Source organism: Frankia sp. ACN1ag (assembly GCF_001414035.1).
In the GTDB taxonomy this organism is placed as follows: Bacteria; Actinomycetota; Actinomycetes; order Frankiales; family Frankiaceae; genus Frankia; species Frankia torreyi.
In genome coordinates this window covers 75701-92710 of record NZ_LJPA01000007.1, presented here as the reverse complement: position 1 = coordinate 92710, position 17010 = coordinate 75701, and the positions used below count along the sequence as shown (strand labels likewise).

The window sequence follows — 17010 nt, the reverse complement described above, 5'->3', positions numbered from 1 at the left end:
GTTTCCATTCGACTTCGGTCGGCTAAAGGGGCGATGAACAGTCGAGGCTACATTCCTCGGACACGGACCAGCACGCGCAAGGCCAGAAGAAAACGGAAGCGAGAGTGGCGCCGCGGAAGGTATCGAACCACGGGTGTAGGGCATCCGGAAATCGATCGTGGTAACCGCCGGCCGGGTCAGTCACCGGCGGTCGGGTGGCCCCTTCGGGCCCCACCCGGCTAGCAAGGACACGGGTCAACCTAGTCACAGCGTGCCATCAGCCGCAAGCGGGGCCGAGCGGAAAGATGACGACGTTCATCACCGTGCCACCCAACCGGACCAGCCTGCTACGACGGGCAAGGGTCAGCATCCCACAGATGGGGCATGACGCGCATCTGACGCAGAAGCCATAAATATGATGATCTACGATAATCAGGACAAGACGGGGACCAGCGGGACCCGTCGGCACGGCCCGCTGACACGGCCCGCCCTGGCCTTCCTTCGGTGGCCGCTGCCATCGGGGCAGGGTGGACGGCACCCGAGGCGCTCACGTGGACGCGGCGCGGCGGCGAACCACCGGTAGGTGATTGCCCGAACCGCTGCTCGGCCATCCGACCGTCAGGAATCGACCGTGACGGGGTGGCGCACGACGACGGCGGCAACCGGCGGGCCCGGGCCCGCCGACGCCAGGCCTGGGCGGCCCACAGGGTAGCGACGGCCAGCACGCCCGGCAGGGGACAGCCATCGGCGGCCGCCGGGGGCGGCGCTGCGCGAGGACCGGGACATCGGGGCTGCTCGGGTCGTGCGAGCCCCGGACATGACACGACCGCGGGTGGCGCGGCCGGTCTCGGCCCGCGCCACCCGCGGTTCGTCGGAAGTCAGTTGTCGAGGCGCGCCGTGGCGCGTCGCGTCGGTGCGCCGGCCTTCCGCCCTGCGGGCGGGCCGACCGGCCTGCGGGCCCCATGGGTCGATGGGCACCTGGCGCCCGCGCCGTCGCGGCACGGGCCGGTCTCCTCGCCGGGCATGTCCGGCCTGGTCAGGCTGCCGGGCAGGCCCGGCGTGTTGCCGGCCGGTAGACGACCGGCCAGCATGAGGACCGCCGCCGCGGCCGAGGACCGGCATCCGGGGTCCGGGGTGGGAGCGGCGGCAAGGGCAGGGGCAGGGTGCCGGGGCGGCAGCGGGCCGCAGACGCGCGACCTCGAACCGTGACCCGTCGCGTCTGGACGCGGCCGGGGTTCTCCGACGGTCGGGTCAGTTCCTTGACCGGCGAGTCAGGGCCGGGGCGGGCTGGGCGGCGCGAACGCGCTGGTCTCGCGTTGCCAGGCGATGGCGAGCTGCGTGCGGTTCGAGCATCCCGTCGCCACGAGAGCGTGGGTGAGGTGATGCTTGACCGTGTCGATGCTGATGCACAGCGCCTCGGCGACCTGCCGGTTGGACCGGCCCTCGGCGACGAGTCGCACCACGTCCCGTTCGCGGGCGGACAGCCGTCCCGCGACGGACGGACCGGGATCGGTCCGGATGTAGAAGCGCAGCAGGTTGCCGAGATGGCGGCCGAGGACGGCGCCGACCGCCCGGTCCCGCGGGCCGAACGCGCCCGGCCGCGAGTCCAGCAGGGAGATGAGCGCGCCCACGTTCGACGGACCGAACAGGCGCACGAGCAGCTTGGCGTGGATGCCGTGGGCGCGCAGGAAGCGCTCGAGGCGCATTCGCACCTCGGGACGCTCCGGAACGCCCAGGTCGTCGAGGGTGGCAAGGCCACGCTCGCGGACCGAACGCAGGCTTTCCGGGTTGCTCAGCGCCTCCAGCTCCCGGTAGCGCTCCATGTACGGGCCGGCGAGGCGCAGGGCGAGGCCCCGGCCGGTGGGCCGGGCGTCCTGGAACGCCGTCTCGATCGAGGAGCCCAGGAAGAAGGCCGAATGGCGATAGCCCAGGTGGCGGGCCATGCCGTCGAGGGCCAGTTCACGGAAGGAAGCCAGCGAGGAGGCCCGCTCGCAGTCCTCCACGACGCGCAGGATGCCGCGCAGCTCGGCCGCGCCGAGTGCGAGGTCCCGCGGCATCGGGGCGCCGGCGCGGGCGGCGGCCACGCCCGGGCGCATCGGCGCACCCGGGGCGGTCCGGGCGGCGGGCGCGCCCGGGACCTCACCGCGTCCCATGGGGGACCCGGTCATCGGGGGCCCGGAGCGGGGATGAGACAATTGCCGAGCAGTGGCACTTCCCGTGCTCGTGGTCGGTGCGGGGTGCCGCGCCGGCGCCGGTGCCGCACGATGTGGGGTGGTCGGCGGAGCGGGTGAGCTCGCCGAGGCTCGCCTGGCGATGTGACCCGCCATGCCTATCTCGGTCGATGTGTCCACGGTCACGCCGATTCGCGGCCGATGGGGCGCGTCCTCGCCGATAGCATCGGTCGAGCGGGGAACTCGGTCGGTCACGCGTGCCTCCGGGGGTCAGACTCAGAATCAAACCGGGCGGTAGTCCGGTTGTGGCGATGCCACCGGGTGAATTTCCGGTGAAGATGGACATGTTCGGCAAGCGTAGGGCCCACCTCCCTCGCTACGCCACCAGTTGCCCGCGCCCCTCATTCGCAGTCGGGCCAAACCCACCGCTTCGGTGGGAGAATCGTGCCCCCAACCCGGCCATATATTTCCGGGCCCGCCACCCTCGCGCGTGAAGTGTCCACTTCGCGTGATTTTTCCCTCCCGGAACCATCCCCTAAACGGGCCACCTCGCCAGCGGTATGCGGGCCCTGCGGGCCCCCGCTCGCCCGCGCAGGCCGGGATCCAGCCCGGCGGCGGGGCCGGACGGCGCGACGGACGCGAAACGTTCCCGCCACCCGCCACCCTCCACAATGGGTGACCACCTACCCACTAGGTGCCTCACCGGCATGGGCCATCGTCACCGAGGGTATTGATATAGGCGGCCCACCGTTTCGGTAGGGGCACCTCCGCCGGTCCCCCGCGAGGTCCAACGCCCACGACGCATCCCGCCGGATTCGCGCAGACCCGGTACGGTCTCGCGCCACCGATGCCCTCCCACCGAAGCCGGGCGGCGGGCGACCATCCCGGTCCGCCGCCGCCCCGCCCGCGGGACGAACGAGGTGAACAACTGATGACCCTGGGTCTGTCGGTCTTCCTGGTTGTGGCGGGTGCCACGCTGCGATACGCCCTGACGTGGCGAGTGGTCGGGGTAGATCTCCCGGTTCTGGGTCTGATTCTGATGGTCGCGGGGATCGTCACCTCGGTCATCTGCGTGCTCCGGGCCGTCGTGCCACTGCCGACGCGGGCCGCGGCTCGCGAACGCGGCGCCGACCTCCGCGGCTGGTCCGCAGACGCCGACGGCCGGGGTCAGGCGAGCGATTGGCCGCTACGTCGGACGATCCCGCTGACCGACGGCCGACGGGGTGGGACCGCGCGGCCCGCATCCGCCGATTCCCTGACCGTTCCGGACGTGCCCGGCGTCGCCGCCCCCTTCCCCGGCGCGGACGCAGACGCGGACGCGCTCGAGTTCCGGGAGCCGTATCCGGACCTTACGCAGCGGCCGTACCTCACGCTGGAACAACACGTCTTCGGCGACCGGGACGAGGCCGAGCCGGCCGAGCCCCGTGACGAAGCCGGAATCTGAGGCGACCGGACCTCCTGGCCCGCCGCCGCCGGCGGCGGCGGATTCTCGCAGTTCGCCGTCCGGGAATCCGGCCGCCTCACCGCCTCAGGCCGTCTCAACGCCTCAGTCCGTCTCAGTGCCTCAGACCGCCTCAGCGCCTCAGCGCCTCGGACCGTCTCAGAGCAGGTGGAGTTCGCGGGCGCGGTGCACCGCGTCCCGGCGCCGCGGCACGTCGAGCTTGCGATAAATGCTCTTCAGGTGCGTCTTCACGGTGTTCACCGAAACGTAGAGCTCGGCCGCGATCTCGGCGGTCGTCAGCATCGTCGGCAGGTAGCTGAGAACCGCGAGCTCCCGATCGCTGAGGCGGTCGCCGGCCGCCGGACCCCCGCCGGGCCGACGCCGGTCCGGCTCCCGAAACCACCGGTCCGCCGCCCCGGCCCGCGGGACGCCACCGAACGCGTCGCCCCCCGCGCCCGGGTGCGGACCCGGGTACGCGCCGCCGGGTCTCCGGCTGTGCCGAGCCGGGTTGGCCGCGGATCCCGATCCGCCCGATCCGCCCGGCCCGCCCGGGACGCCCGGCCGCGAGGCCCCGGGCGGCGGCGGGCGGCGGCGCCAGTCGACCGGGGCGCCCGCGCTGCCGCTCCCACCGCCCCGGATGTGGGATGAGTCCAGGCCTACCGCCGGCGGGCCGCCGGCCGTGGGCGCCTTGGGCGAGCCGGCGGCGGGAATCCCTCGCCCGGGCGGCGAGGCGTACTCCCCGCTGTGCCGGAAACCGCCGCCACCACCGTGGCCGGCGCCGGCCCGCCCGGACGGCGTGCCGCCGGGCGCCGGCCACGGCAGCCGGCCGCCCGCGGCTGTGGGCCGGGCAGGCGGGACCGACCGGGCCGGAGCGGGCACCAGCACGCCCGAGCCTCGCGTCCCGGTCTCCAGCGCAACCCGGCGCTGGTCGACACCAGGTCTCGGCAAGAGCTCGGCCCCCGCGACCACTCCGGCGCCGTCTGCAGCCGGCCCGCCGGCCGCACCCACCCCGCCGGCCGGCTCACCTCCGCCGAGCGTGGTCGCTGCGCCGGCCGCCCCACCTCCGCTGGCCAGGCCGACTCCGCCCACGAGGCTGGCCCCGCCCACGAGGCCGACCCCGCCCGCCGGGCCGACCCCGCCCGCCGCAGTGACTCCGCCGCCCGATCGGTCTCCGGGCCCCGCTCGCCACGTCCCGGCACTCGCCGTTGGCGCGGCTGCGGCTGCGGCTGCGGCTGCGGCTGCACGCAGGCTGTCGACGAACTCGGGATGGGCGGCGGCCAGCCCCGGATGCGCGTCGAGCAGCGCCAGCAGCTCATCGCCAAGATCGAGAAACGGAGCGGCCAACCCCTCGTCCTCGGCGAGGACCAGGGCCCGGGCGAGCAGCCCGGTCGCCCGAGCATGATCATCACGGCGGGCCGCCGCGACGGCCGCGAGCGCGCACGCGGCGACGACCGGACCGCCCCCGCCGCCGTCGGCGCGCAGCAGACCGGCGACCGCGTTCTCGGCCGCGTCCAGATCCGCGCAGCCAAGATCAGCCCGTGCCGCGGCCAGCGCCAGGACGTGGTCCGGGCGACGGCCGTCGACGGGGCGCCCCAGTGCCTGCCGCGCGGCCTGGGCGTTGCCGACCGCAAGCAGCAGGTCGACCTCGACGGCCTGCCACAGCGACAGACACAGCGGCGGACCGGCCGGACGGCCCCGCCCGCTGAGCAGGCGGCGGGCAGTGCGAACGTCGTCCGGACGACCCCGCCGGCACCGCGACCGTGCGTCCAGCACAACGACGAGATCGAGCAGATGCGGCGGATGCCCAGGCCCCAGCCCGGACCGGGCGGCCTGGAGGTGACCCACCACCCGTTCCTCGTCGGCCCGGGCGATGGCCACCATCGCCATCGCGAGATGCGCCTCGACGGCACCGGCCATCCCCGGCGGATTGGCGACGGTAGCATCGCCTTCCGTCGCGTCAACCCAGCCGACAAGCGCGGAGACGGCACTGATCGTCGCACCATCCTTCCCCACCGTGGTGCTGGGAAGGGTCGCCTCGCCGGGGCGAGCGCTCAGCTCGCCGACCGCAGCGAACACCACCGCGGCCGCCGACTCGGCCAGCCGAAGCCGGCCCCGTAGCGCGTAGGCGAGCGCCAACGCGCCGGCCGCGGACATCTCGACCAGCCGGGCCCCCGCCAGCCGGGCCGCCTCGACCCCCTCGATCAACGCGTCCACCGCGGGCTCGGCGCGGCCGAGCCACAGCTCTGCCCGCCCCCGCCCGCACCAGGCGAGCGCCGTGACGATCTCGCCGAGACGATCGTCGTCCCGGCCGGGTGAGCCGGGTGGCCATGCCGCGCCCGGCCGGTCCGGCCAGCCACCCGCGCCACCAATCAGGGTCGGTTCGACGCGAGCGGATGATGGCAGGCCATCCTGCTCGGCGGGTCGATCGGCGGGTCGATCGGCGGGCCCGGCGGCCGGTCCGTCGCTGCGGAGCGGTCCGTCGCTGCGGAGCGGTCCGTCGCTGCGGAGCGGTCCGTCGCTGCGGGGCGGCGCGCTCACCCGCCGGCCAGAGCGCCGCCGCTGGCTGGTGCCAACGTCCGGGCCGGCGCGCAGCAGGCGACGGGCCACCCCGAGCATCTCCTCGCCCGCCCCGACCAACTCGGCCCGGCGCAGCTCGACGAGATCAGCCTGGGTGGACAGCGCAGGGCGCCGGGAGATCGCCGCCGCCGCGATCGCCACGCGGGCCATCTCCAGGCACCGGGTCGCCTTCGCCACCCGGCCGTGGCGAAGATGCCCGTCCGCGGCGACCAACGCGCATTCGGGCGCCCACGACACCCACGACGCCGGCATCGCCGCGAGGGTTGGTTCGAGCCGGAGCGCTGCGCCGGACAGCGCGTCCACCATCCCGGCGCCGTCGACAAGCAGGCAGGACGCATACCACCAGTCGCCGGCCCACGCCGCGTGCCGCACCGCCTCAGCCGGCCGGCGGTGCGCGGCGAACCACAGCGCCGCCCGCAGATGCAGCTCGTCGACGTCCTCGGTGCGGTCTCGCGCCAGGTCGGAGCGCAGCAGCGCGGCGAACAGCCGGTGGTACCGGAACCGGAGCCCGTCGTGGTGCGCGACCACGAACCCGTACCGTTGCGCGATCTCCGCGAGCACCTGCGCCGCCGGGGCCAGGTCCGCCTCTCCCACCACGGCGTCGGCCAGCGGGCCGGTCATCGACTCCAGCACGCTGGTGCGCAGCAGGAAACGGTGGACCGCCGGGGGCTGGCGGGCGAGCAGCTCCGCGCGCAGGAACTCGACGATCTCCGGTGTTGCGGCCAGCGAGGCCGACGGCGGATCCGGATCCGCGGCCCTCACCCGTCCCCCGACCGGCGCCCACTGCGGTACGGACGCCGACGATGCCCACGGCGAAGACCCTCCGGTCCGGCCACCGGCCCGCTCCGCGTCGAGCGCACCGCCGAGGCGGGCCGCCGCCCCACGGCCCAGGGCACCCGCCGCCAGGCGCAGGCCGGCCGGCCATCCCTCGGTGGCGTGCAGCAGTCCGCCGACCAGTCCCGCCGTCGCCGACACCCCTTGTGCCCGCAGAAGATCGACGGCCTCGGACCGGGTGAACGCCAGCGCGCCCGCACCGATCTCGGTGACCCGCCCGGCGGCGCGCAACCGGTGCAGCGCCACCGGCGTCGTCCGACCCACCAGGATCGTCCGGACACGCTCGCCGACCTCGTTGACCAGGAGTTCCAGCCCGTCGAGGTCACTGCGCCCGTGCAGGAGGTGGACGTCGTCCAGGACGAGCACGAACGGCGCCGGTAGGTCGGCGAGAAGATTGGCAAGCTGCCGGTAGCCGCGGTCGGGCGGGTGGTGCGCCGTGGCGGCGCCGGGAGGGGCGAGATCGGCACCGGCCGGGATGAGGCCGGCGCGGCCGAGACCGTGCAGAAGTTGCGGCCACAACGGCACGGTCGGACCGCCGGGAACCGTCGGCGTCGCCGCCGGATCGATCCGGATCCAGACGAACGGTGGCTGCGCGGGCCGGGCTGCGACCCAACCGGCGAGCAGCGTGGTCTTGCCCCACCCGGCCGGGGCCCGGACCACGGTGAGCGGGCGCGTCACGGCCTCGTCGAGTACCTGGCGCAGTCGGGGCCGGTCGAGGCAGTCGGACGGGGGCATCGGCACGACGAAGTGGCCGCGTACCAGGGGCAGGCCGGCGGCCGCGACCGGCCGGGGCGCCGCACGGCCGTCCGGACCGGACACGGGATCCGGACCTGGGGCGGCCTCGGCCGAGCCGAGGGGGGCCCGATGGGCGGGCGCAACGGGATGGGACGGGACAGCACCGGGCACCAGTGACTGTTCATCGAGCATTCCACACCACCCCCACGGCAAGTTGCTCTCGGTAGTGGTACAGCTACTCGGCCGTATGAGCAACCTGTCGTTCCCCGGCGCCGCCGCCGCCACCGGCTGGGCGACGGGGCAGGCCGGACGGGCCCGGACGACTCGCCGTACGCGGCCGTCCCCGAACCGACATCCGCAACGCCGCCAGCGACGGGCGGATCGGGGACGGGGGCACCAGGTCGGGGGCCCACGTTCAGGTGTCCCGCGCAGCCGCGCCGGTCAGCCCCGCGACTCGCACCGGACGACTCCCGATGTCCGCAACGCGGAGCCGGCGGTGGCGTGCGGATGCCCGCCATCCCCCCGGATAGCGGTCCAATGAATAACAGGTGGTGGCGAACAGCGCCCCAGGACGGCGGCCACGGTCACGAACGCGGTCGCGGCACGCCGCCCGGCGTGGGTTCGCGCCCCGCCGGGGTCATCCCCGTCGCGGCCCTCCCCCGGTGCTGGCGGTGCTGGTGGTCCTGGCTTGGTGCTGGTGGTCCTGGCTGGTGCTGGTGGTCCTGGCTGGTGCTGGTAGTGCTGGTGCTGGCGGCCCGGACGAGGGCGGCGGCGGGCCGACCGGGGGGCGTCGGGTCGGTCATGACGCCCGCCGTGCCGACCGCCGATCCCCCGGACCTGTCAGGCCGCGCAGTCCGAGCAGACGATGCGGCGTGGATCCGCCAACTGGCTGCGGTGCTGCACCAGAAAGCACTGGGTGCAGGTGAACTCGTCCGCCTGCCGAGGAAGCACCCGCAGCGACAGTTCCTCGTCGCGGACCTCGGCGTCGGGCAGGTCCAGTTCGGCCTCGAGGGCGTCCATGTCGTCCCCGAGGTCCGCCGCAGCGCCCGCNCGCTGCGCCTTGAGCGTCTCCAGGCTCTGCTCCTGGAGCTCGTCCTCCTCGACATCCGTGCTTCGCCGAGCGTCGAAGTCACGAGCCATGCGTCTCCTTCCTTTCCCTGCCGTCGTTCCCCAGGGGTTATGCCAACCCGCGGGTAGTGGTTCCCGCCGAACACGGGGAGCCATTCAACACGGCACCCCGGGACATCGGCTGGCTACGGTACGCAATAACCCCGAGGATGGGGGATGCAGTGCCTTATGTCCGCATTTCCCGGTGCCTCCGCCACATCCAAGGGTCCCGGCCGGAACGCGGATCTCCAAAGCCGAGCGAAGGATACGGGGCGCAACCGCGTCAGGCCAGACAGGGGGCCGTCGGCGCGGTGTCGCTCCCACCACATTCACGACCGGACGTCACGACCCGGGCGGATCGCCTCCATCCCGATCGATGCGGCACCGTACACCATTCGGGCCCGGGGGCAGCGCCGGGTGGTCGGTGGATGGCGCACGCACACCAGGCGGGGTTGCCCCGCCCCGGGGCGAGGCCTCAGAGGTAGAGACCGGCGAGCCCGTCGTCGAGCCGCTCGGCCGCGACGGCGTGCAGGTCCCGCTCCCGCAGCAGAACGTAGGTGGTCGAGTGCAGCTCGACCTCGGCGCGGTCCTCGGGGTCGAACAGCACCCGGTCACCGACCTGGATGGTCCGCACCGCGGTACCGACCGCGACCACGTCGGCCCACGACAACCGCTTGCCCATGTGCGCGGTCGGCGGGATGACGATGCCGGCCTTCGACCGCCGGTCCACGGCGTCCTCCCGGGGCTCGACGAGCACCCGGTCGTGGAGAAGCCTGATCGGCAACGCCCCGGCCTGCATGACCCCCGCCTGGGTGCCCGCCCCGGCCACGCCACCGACCCCGTTGACACCGCCGGACACAACGCTCACAGGGCGGACACTACCCGCCCGCGCCGGGCGCGCGGCACCCCCGGCGGTCTTTACGTGCGGACGGGCGCACCGTGCGCGCGCCCGGCGGATGGGGACACCGTCCATCTCGGACTGACCGCCGGCGCCCCTCCGCCTTCCGCGCCGCCCTGGTCCCGGCGTCCGTGGTCCCGGCGTCCGTGGTCCCGGCACGCCGACCCGGATCGACATCGTGCGACCGATTGACCTGGGGTAACGAGTTGATGCACGCAATCGGCGTTGCCGGCATCGCGCACTATCGGCGCAGAGCCCTCCGAAACCTCCCCGGATGGGGAATGGTCCCCCAACGGGGTATAAGCTGCCGCCCATCGCTGCCCGGGCTGGCGCTGACGGGCGGCGTGCCGTGGCACCTCTCGATCGTCCGTTGGCGCCCAGGTAACCGTCGGCACGTAACGAACCTCAGGGATGGGGCACCACCATGGCATTGCGCATCAGTGTCGATCTCGATGGTCTGCGCTGGGCCGATCTGTTCCGCTTCGTCGATCTGGCCCGCAACGGTGGGATCAGTGCGGAGGATCAGGTCGACGTCATCACCTACGGCAGCGACCCGATGTCGGTCAGCCTCTCCGCCCGCATCTACCCGGCGACCGAGAGCTTTCTGGCCTCGGAGCAGCCGGACGCGTCCGGTGATGGTCTGCGCGGTGCCCCGCTCTCGATCGCCCCCGGTAGCGCCACCCCCAACGGCTCGGGATTCGCTTACGACGGAGGTTCCGCCGAGCGGAACGCCGGCCAGAACGGCACGCATTACCCCGCGTTCGACAACGGCCAGGATCGCGCCGGCGCGGCGGGCGGGGGCAACCTGCCGCCGTACGGTCCCGGTTACGACGCGCCGACCGACCGAGGTGGGCCCGCGCCCGGTGGCCATTACCCCGCCTTCGACGGCCAGCCCGACCGGATGTCACCGAACGGTGGCGGTCAGTTCGCGGGATTCGAGCCATTTGATCGATCCGGACCGGGCAAGGAGCCCGGAGGTGCCCCCGGGCAGGTCGAAAGTCCCTACATCGAGGAATTCGCCCGCCTTCAGGAGGGCCTGATGCGCCAGGTTCGGCGCACCGACGAGGTCCGGCCGGACCGTTCCTGATCAGCGATTAGCCCCGTCGCGCCGCCGCGATTCCCGGGCCCCGGCCGGGAGGTGACCGCGCACCCGTCCGCCAGGCGGCCCGCCACCATGCTCACGGCAGGTGAGGAGGAGAAGACCGTCAGCGTCGCCCCGTGCCGCCCATCGGACGCGGACCGTGAGTCAGCCGTGACGGCACCCTCCATGGTTCTACGCCGTTCGCACCCTCTCGCCCGCTATGGTGCATGCTGCCTGTGATGGACGATCCGCGCCTTGCCGACGTCGAGCAATATCACGGGCGTTTGCGCTCCGAGCTCGACGTCATCGCGCGTGGGCCCGTTCTGGTCGGCCCGAAGATCATTGAGCACATCCATTCCCTGATCACGCTCATTGATCTGCACCAACCGAACGAATTTGATCTCTGCCTGAGCTGCGACCGGCTCTGGCCCTGCGCCTCGATCATCGCCATCACCGGTATCTCGCAGGACGCCGGAGACGGCGCCCACAACGGCGAGGCCGAGTCGGGCTACGACGAGCCCGGGGCCGAGAGCGGCGCCCTCGCGGCCGCCCACGCCGCCGCACCCGACACCGGCCGACCGCCTCCCCCGCCGCCTGCCGGCTACGACGACCGGGAGCACAGCCGGGACGACCGCTCCGACCGCGGAGCCGAAGACCAGCGCTTCGGTGAGCCACGGTTCGGTGACCCGAGGTCCAGTGGGCCGCGGTTCGACGAGCCGAGGTTCGACGGCCAGCGGCCGGACGACCGGCGGTTCGCCCCCCAGAGCGTCGACGACCAGAGCCTGCACGACCGAAGCTTCGACGATCCGCGATCCGAGGACCGAGGCTTCGACGACCGGCGGCCCGAGGACCGAGGCTTCGACGACCGGCGGCCCGAGGACCGAGGCTTCGACGACCGGCGCTTCGACGATCACAGTGCGGGCGGTCGGCCCCAGGAGGGTCGCCCGCACGCCGGCCGGGACCGCGACGATCGCGGCATCGCAACCCACCCGGACGCAGGGCGGGACCGCGGTCACGTCCCGCAGCCGGGTCCGGGCCGTCCCCCGATGGACGTCGCGGCGCAATCGCGCCAGCCGGCCCTGCCGGGCACCCGACCCGCCGGCCCGCCGCCGCCCGCCCGCCCCGGCCCGCCCACGCCCACGCCGCCGCCCTCGGTGCCAGGTCGGCCTGGCGGCACGCTGCCGGCGGTCGCGGCGTACGGCGGAACCATGCCCGGCGACGTCGACCGGTCCCCGGACCGCACCCGTGACGGCTATGCCGACTACCCGCCGGCGGTCGCGGCCGGGCAGCCGACCCCGGCCCGGCCGACGGGGCCCGCGCCGCGGATCCCGGCACCGCCCGGCATGCCCCGCCCGAGCGGCGCGACCCCCAGGCTGCCCGGGATCAACGATGCGGGCCGACGACCGACCGCGGAAGTCGGCCGCAACGACGGGTCCTCGGGACGCCACTACGCGCCCCACCCCAACGGCACTGCGCCCCACCCCAACAGCACTGCAGCCCATCCGTCGGCCGGCGCGCCGAACCTGCCCGGCACCACGCCGCCCTCCCCGGGGACGCCGCGCCAGCCCGGGGCACCCGGTTTCGCACCGGCGCCCACGGCGGCGAGCAGGCCGTCCTCGGCGCAGCCGCGGGCCACGGGCGCGTTCCCAGTCGCCGGGGAAGCCGGCCGGGAGCGACCGGACGAGTACGGCTCGGCGCTGCCGGGCCTGGCGCCCCCCGCGCCTGCCGCCGGCCGACCGGGCCGAGCGGCCGATGTGCCGGCGCGCCCGACCGGCGCTCAGCCCCGGTTGGCGGGCGGCCAGCGGCCGGACGGGCCGCCGGACGCCTTCCCGAGTCAGCCCTTGCCGGTCGATCACAGCGCGCCGCCCGGATATCCCGATCGGGTGTCCGTGCCGGCGTCCCGGCCCGCACCGCCGATCTCCGGCCCGGTCGAGATGGCGTCGGCGCGGGCGAACGGCACCTGGTCGCCACCCCAGCACGCGCAGCAGGCTCGCGCCGCCGGCCCGGCGGCCCGCGGGCCGGTGGACGGCCCGGGCGAGCCCGGACGCCCGGACGGACCGGGCGCCCCCGGCCGAGCTGAGGGGCCGCGCATGCGGGCCAATCCGGGAGCTGGTCCGAACCACGAGGGATCGCGGCTCCCCCCGGGCCGCGTCGGAGGCGACGGCCCAGCCGGCCTCCGCCAGCCCCTGCCGCCAGGCGCCGACCACGAACGGTCCGTCACGCTCGGCGGTGGCCCGCCGCACCGCGGCGACGCCCCGCCCGAGCGTCGGCCCGCGGGCTGGCACACGGACGGCGATCTGCCCGGTCGTCCCGGGCAGGACGGCCCCGGCTGGGCGGGCCCGGACCCGCGGGAGCGGCGGGGCCGAGGGCAGACACCTGCGCCGGACCGGGCAGGACCCCCCACCGGCGCGCCCCCACCGAACGGCCGATCGCCCTACGCGGCGCCCGCCGGAAGCCCGGCAGGCGTGGTGGCGGGTGCGGAACGCCCGGGGAGTCCCGGCCGCGGCCGTCCGCTCGGGGCGGGCGGTTCCGGCACGCCGAACCCGCCGGGCCGCGGGCCGGATCCCCGCCCGGGGCGCCCCGGGCGGGCCGAGCCGCCTCGCCGGCCGGGTGGCCAGCCGGATCGGTCCGGGACCGCGTCGGCTCGGGAGGCCGAGCTGTCGGCGGCGGCCGCGCGCATCGACCAGGCCCAGGTAGACGAGGTGACCCAGGCCTGGTTGGCACGCCGCGAATCCGTGCTGGACGGCATCGACGTCATCTGAGCCCCCGGCAGACCCCGCTGCGCCGCATGCCGAGCCGTGTCCCGCGGCGCGTCGTTGCCCCGGATGGCCACGCCGCGCGGTATCCAGATGCGGCACGTGGTCGTCAAGGCGACCGAGGGCCACGGACGGTGCAGGTTTGAGGTGGCGAGCGGTGTGGCACGTACGCGTCGCCGGGCAGCTCGCCTGGCGCGAGGACGGCAACGGACGACGGAGTTGTCCCGCCCGATTTCACGGAAGGTGAGGCGTGGCCGAAGCACTGACCGCACGCTTCGACCTGCCCGCCGATCCCCGCGCCGCCGGCCGGGCCCGCCGTCTGGTCGCCGAACTGCTCGTCGCCTGGAGCCGCCCCGAGACCGTCGAGGTCGCGCAGCTACTCGTCAGCGAGGTCGTGACCAACGCCGTGCGGTTCGTCGGCGACCGGGAGGCGCTGTGCCTGACCGTCGAGCTGCAGGCCGACCGGATCCGCATCGCCGTCGACGACGGGACCGCGCAGCATCCGGCGCTGAAGCCCGCGGGGGAGGACGACGAGTCCGGACGGGGCATGCACCTGGTCGCCGCGCTGGCGCTGCAGTGGGGTGTCGTCGACATCCTGGACGAGCAGGGGCCGGGCAAGCAGGTCTGGTTCGATCTCCCCCGCCAGCCGGATCCGCCCCGCCAGGAGGAATCGCTGGAGGCGGCCTGCGGCTCCTGACGGAGTCCCGAACGCCACCCGGCACCAATCACCCAAAGAAGTGTAAAAGCGGCTTTTCTGCCACATATCTCTGACATGTCTCGCACGTGGCCCCGCGGGGCACCGCCCATGTGGCCATCACCGGCACCATTGGATGATTTGTCCGCTCCATGCGCCGACGACCGGAGTTAGTCAGGCCGACAATGCGGATGCTTCAGGTGTTGTTCAGGCAACTCGCGTACCGTGACCTGCGTCTCCATCGTCACGACCGTGACCACTGCTCCGGCCCTACGGGGGTTGTCATAGAGATCCCGGTCCTGCTCGGCGCGGAGAGCGCCACCGTACCGACCGACCAGCCCGAGACGCTGCCCCACCAGCGCCGCCGCCCGGCCAGGCCCGAGGGTGCCGGGGCCGTGCTGGTGGAGCACCCGGCCGGTGTCACCGACCCCGACCGTCACGTCTTTCACGAGCCCCTCGCGGTCGGCTTGGCACGGTCCCGGCGCCGGCCCCTGGTCTGCGGGATCGTCGTCGCGGCACTGCTGGTCGTGCTGGCGGTGCGCTTCCGCGGGGACGCCGTCTCCCGGCTGTCCGGGGTGCCCGCCCCGCGGTGGCACTGGCTCGCCGCGTGCGCCTGCTGCACGGCGCTGTTCTACGTCGCCAACGGCCTGTCCATGCGGGCGGCCAGCGGCCTGCGGGTGGAGCTGCGCACGGTGACGGGCGTCCAGGTGGCGGCCGCGGCGACGAACCGGATCGTCCCCGCCGGCCTCGGCGCCATCGCGGTCCATCTGCGGTTCCTGGAGAAGCGCGGGATGACCCGGCCCGCGGCGCTCGCCGCCATCGCGTCGATCAAGGGTGCCGGCGCGATCACCCACCTGGCCGGCATCGTCATCGTGGCCGGGACACTCAGCGGTTCGGGGATCGGCGAGGCGGTGGTCAGCCCCGTCCGGTCCACCCTCGACGGGATCGGCGCGGGGCCGGTCCTGCTCGGCTGCGTGGTCGTCTGCGCGCTCGTGACCGGGACCGTCGCCCACCCGCGGGTGCGGGTGATGGCGCGGCCCGCCGTCCGGGCGTTCCGCGCCCACGTGTCGGTCCTCGCGCACTCCCCCGGACGCACCACGGTCCTGTTGCTGTCCCAGGCCGGCACCCGCCTGTTCCAGATCCTGGCGCTGGCCTGCACGGTCTGGGCGTTCGGGGCCAGCATCTCGGTGATGGCGGTGGCCACCGTCTACCTCGTCGGCTCCATGGTGGCCGGCGCGGCGCCGACGGCCGGCGGGGTAGGCGCGCTCGAACCCGCGCTGGCCTTCGGGTTGGCGGCCGCCGGCGGCGACGCGGCGACCATGCTCGCCGCCGTCCTCGTCTACCGGGTGATCAGCTTCTGGTTGCCGGTCCTGCCCGGAATCGTCGCCCTGGCCGGCCTGCGGCGCAGCGGGAACCTGTAACGCGCCGGCCCGGGGCGCCGGGCGTCGCGACGTGGATCAGGTCAGGTCAGGCGGGCAGGTTGAGGGCCTCGACCACCGGCGCCTCGTGCTCGTGGCCGAGCACCGACAGCCCGCCCGCGGCCAGCACGAGGTACGCCCCGGCCCGGGGCGGCAGGCCGAGCCAGCGGGCGACGAGCACCCGCAGCATGTGCCCGTGCCCGACGAGCGCGACGTCGCCGCGCCTCAGCCAGGGGCGCAGCCGGCCCAGCACCGCGTCGGCACGCGCGCCGACCTGTTCGACGGTCTCGCCGCCGGGCACCGGCGCGGTCCACACCGTCCAGCCGGGCACTGTCTCGCGGATCGTCGCCGTGGTGATCCCCTCGTAGCCGCCGTAGTCCCATTCGACCAGGTCGTCCCAGCTCTCCCGCTCGGTCTCGGGGGTGGCGACCAGGCCGGCGAGGTCGGCGGTGCGGCGAGCCCGAGCCCGCGGGCTGGTCGCGACGAGCCTGAAGGACCACGTCGACAGCCGGGCGGCCTGCCCGGCGGCCTGGCGTTCCCCCTCGGCGGTGAGCTCGACATCCGTGCGGCCGGTGTGCCGACCGAGCCGGCTCCACTCGGTCTCCCCGTGGCGCAGCAGCACCACTCGGCCCGGCGGAACCTGTGCGGTCATCCGCGGCGGGACGACCGGTGCCGACGGCGCCGGACCCCGCCGGCGAACAGCAGCAGGCCCCCGCCGACCAGTGCCACCCGATCCCACCGCACGACCCGCACGAGGGTGACGCCGCCCTGGGACAGCCGGTTCGCCCCGGGCCCGCCGACCTGGCCGCCGCCGGGGACCAGCACCCCGCCGGCCGCGGCGCCGGATCCCGCCGGTAGCTGCGGTGCACCCGGCCCCGGGCCGAGCCCGAGCGCGGGACCGTAGCGCTGCCGCAGCTCGGCAGCCTTGATCCGAAGCTGCTCCTGAGTGCGTTCGGCGATCCGGCGTGGGCTGACGATCTCGGCGATCGAGTCGATCGTCTCGGCCAGTTCGGCGCGGGTCTCCTCGATCTGCCGCTGGATGACGGCCGGGTCCTGCGGCACGAATGTTGCCCTCTCGTCCGGTGCGGATGGCGGCGGTCACGGTGCGCGCCGATCACTCGCCGCCGCACCGCGGACGTCCCCGCCAGGCGCGGCCCTGTCGGGTGTGACTCCGTCAGGTGCGGCCCTGTCGGGTGCCGCCCTGCCGGATGCGACCCCCTCGGGTGCGGCCGGCCTGTTCCGATCGTGCCAGACCGATCACCCCCCGGCGAGGCGAAACGTCGAGTGGTCGCCAGGAGGTCTCTCACGTTTATCCACGC

The 17010-nt window shown here is 74.6% G+C and carries 10 protein-coding genes and 2 pseudogenes; 5 read left to right on the top strand and 7 right to left on the bottom strand.

Going from position 1 to position 17010, the window contains the following annotated elements; all coding sequences use genetic code 11:
- Positions 1 to 1250: 1250 nt before the first annotated feature.
- Positions 1251 to 2132, bottom strand: a complete 882-nt coding sequence (locus tag UK82_RS08150) for a LuxR C-terminal-related transcriptional regulator (RefSeq protein ID WP_044884354.1) — start codon at positions 2130 to 2132, stop codon at positions 1251 to 1253.
- A gap of 949 nt (positions 2133 to 3081) precedes the next feature.
- Here UK82_RS08150 and UK82_RS08145 point away from each other — a divergent pair.
- Positions 3082 to 3594, top strand: a complete 513-nt coding sequence (locus tag UK82_RS08145) for a hypothetical protein (RefSeq protein WP_044884355.1) — start codon at positions 3082 to 3084, stop codon at positions 3592 to 3594.
- Between the two features lie 156 nt (positions 3595 to 3750).
- Here the strand turns inward: UK82_RS08145 and UK82_RS33565 are convergent, their stop codons facing one another.
- The 4 genes and pseudogenes from UK82_RS33565 to UK82_RS08130 all read right to left on the bottom strand — a co-directional run bounded on the left by UK82_RS33565 (position 3751) and on the right by UK82_RS08130 (position 9712).
- Complete coding sequence (locus UK82_RS33565) at positions 3751 to 7821, bottom strand: LuxR family transcriptional regulator (protein ID WP_055406790.1); 4071 nt, start codon at positions 7819 to 7821, stop codon at positions 3751 to 3753.
- 756 nt (positions 7822 to 8577) lie between these two features.
- Positions 8578 to 8787, bottom strand: a pseudogene (locus tag UK82_RS08135) (DUF4193 family protein); the annotation flags it as partial.
- 1 nt (position 8788) lies between these two features.
- Positions 8789 to 8877 (bottom strand): annotated as a pseudogene (locus tag UK82_RS36530) (dUTPase); the annotation flags it as partial.
- A 442-nt stretch (positions 8878 to 9319) separates the two neighbouring features.
- Entirely contained in the window at positions 9320 to 9712 is a 393-nt protein-coding gene (locus UK82_RS08130) for a co-chaperone GroES (protein ID WP_044884356.1), read from the bottom strand.
- A 454-nt stretch (positions 9713 to 10166) separates the two neighbouring features.
- Here UK82_RS08130 and UK82_RS08125 point away from each other — a divergent pair, with 454 nt between their 5' ends.
- The 4 genes from UK82_RS08125 to UK82_RS08110 all read left to right on the top strand — a co-directional run bounded on the left by UK82_RS08125 (position 10167) and on the right by UK82_RS08110 (position 15694).
- Complete coding sequence (locus UK82_RS08125) at positions 10167 to 10829, top strand: hypothetical protein (protein WP_044884357.1); 663 nt, start codon at positions 10167 to 10169, stop codon at positions 10827 to 10829.
- Positions 10830 to 11062: 233 nt separating this feature from the next.
- Entirely contained in the window at positions 11063 to 13585 is a 2523-nt protein-coding gene (locus UK82_RS08120) for a hypothetical protein (RefSeq protein WP_044884358.1), read from the top strand.
- Positions 13586 to 13829: 244 nt separating this feature from the next.
- The gene (locus UK82_RS08115) at positions 13830 to 14276 is read left to right on the top strand and encodes an ATP-binding protein (RefSeq protein ID WP_044884359.1); all 447 of its coding nucleotides are present in this window, start codon (positions 13830 to 13832) and stop codon (positions 14274 to 14276) included.
- 188 nt (positions 14277 to 14464) lie between these two features.
- Positions 14465 to 15694, top strand: a complete 1230-nt coding sequence (locus UK82_RS08110) for a lysylphosphatidylglycerol synthase transmembrane domain-containing protein (RefSeq protein WP_313949795.1) — start codon at positions 14465 to 14467, stop codon at positions 15692 to 15694.
- 46 nt (positions 15695 to 15740) lie between these two features.
- On the opposite strand, the gene UK82_RS08105 is transcribed toward UK82_RS08110, so the two are convergent.
- Together UK82_RS08105 and UK82_RS08100 are read right to left on the bottom strand one after the other, a co-directional pair.
- A complete protein-coding gene (locus tag UK82_RS08105; protein WP_044884361.1) occupies positions 15741 to 16343 on the bottom strand; it encodes a histidine phosphatase family protein in 603 nt (200 codons plus the stop codon).
- Entirely contained in the window at positions 16340 to 16753 is a 414-nt protein-coding gene (locus tag UK82_RS08100; RefSeq protein WP_055406788.1) for a DUF3618 domain-containing protein, read from the bottom strand. The genes UK82_RS08105 and UK82_RS08100 overlap by 4 nt, the downstream gene beginning before the upstream one ends.
- Positions 16754 to 17010 lie beyond the last annotated feature (257 nt).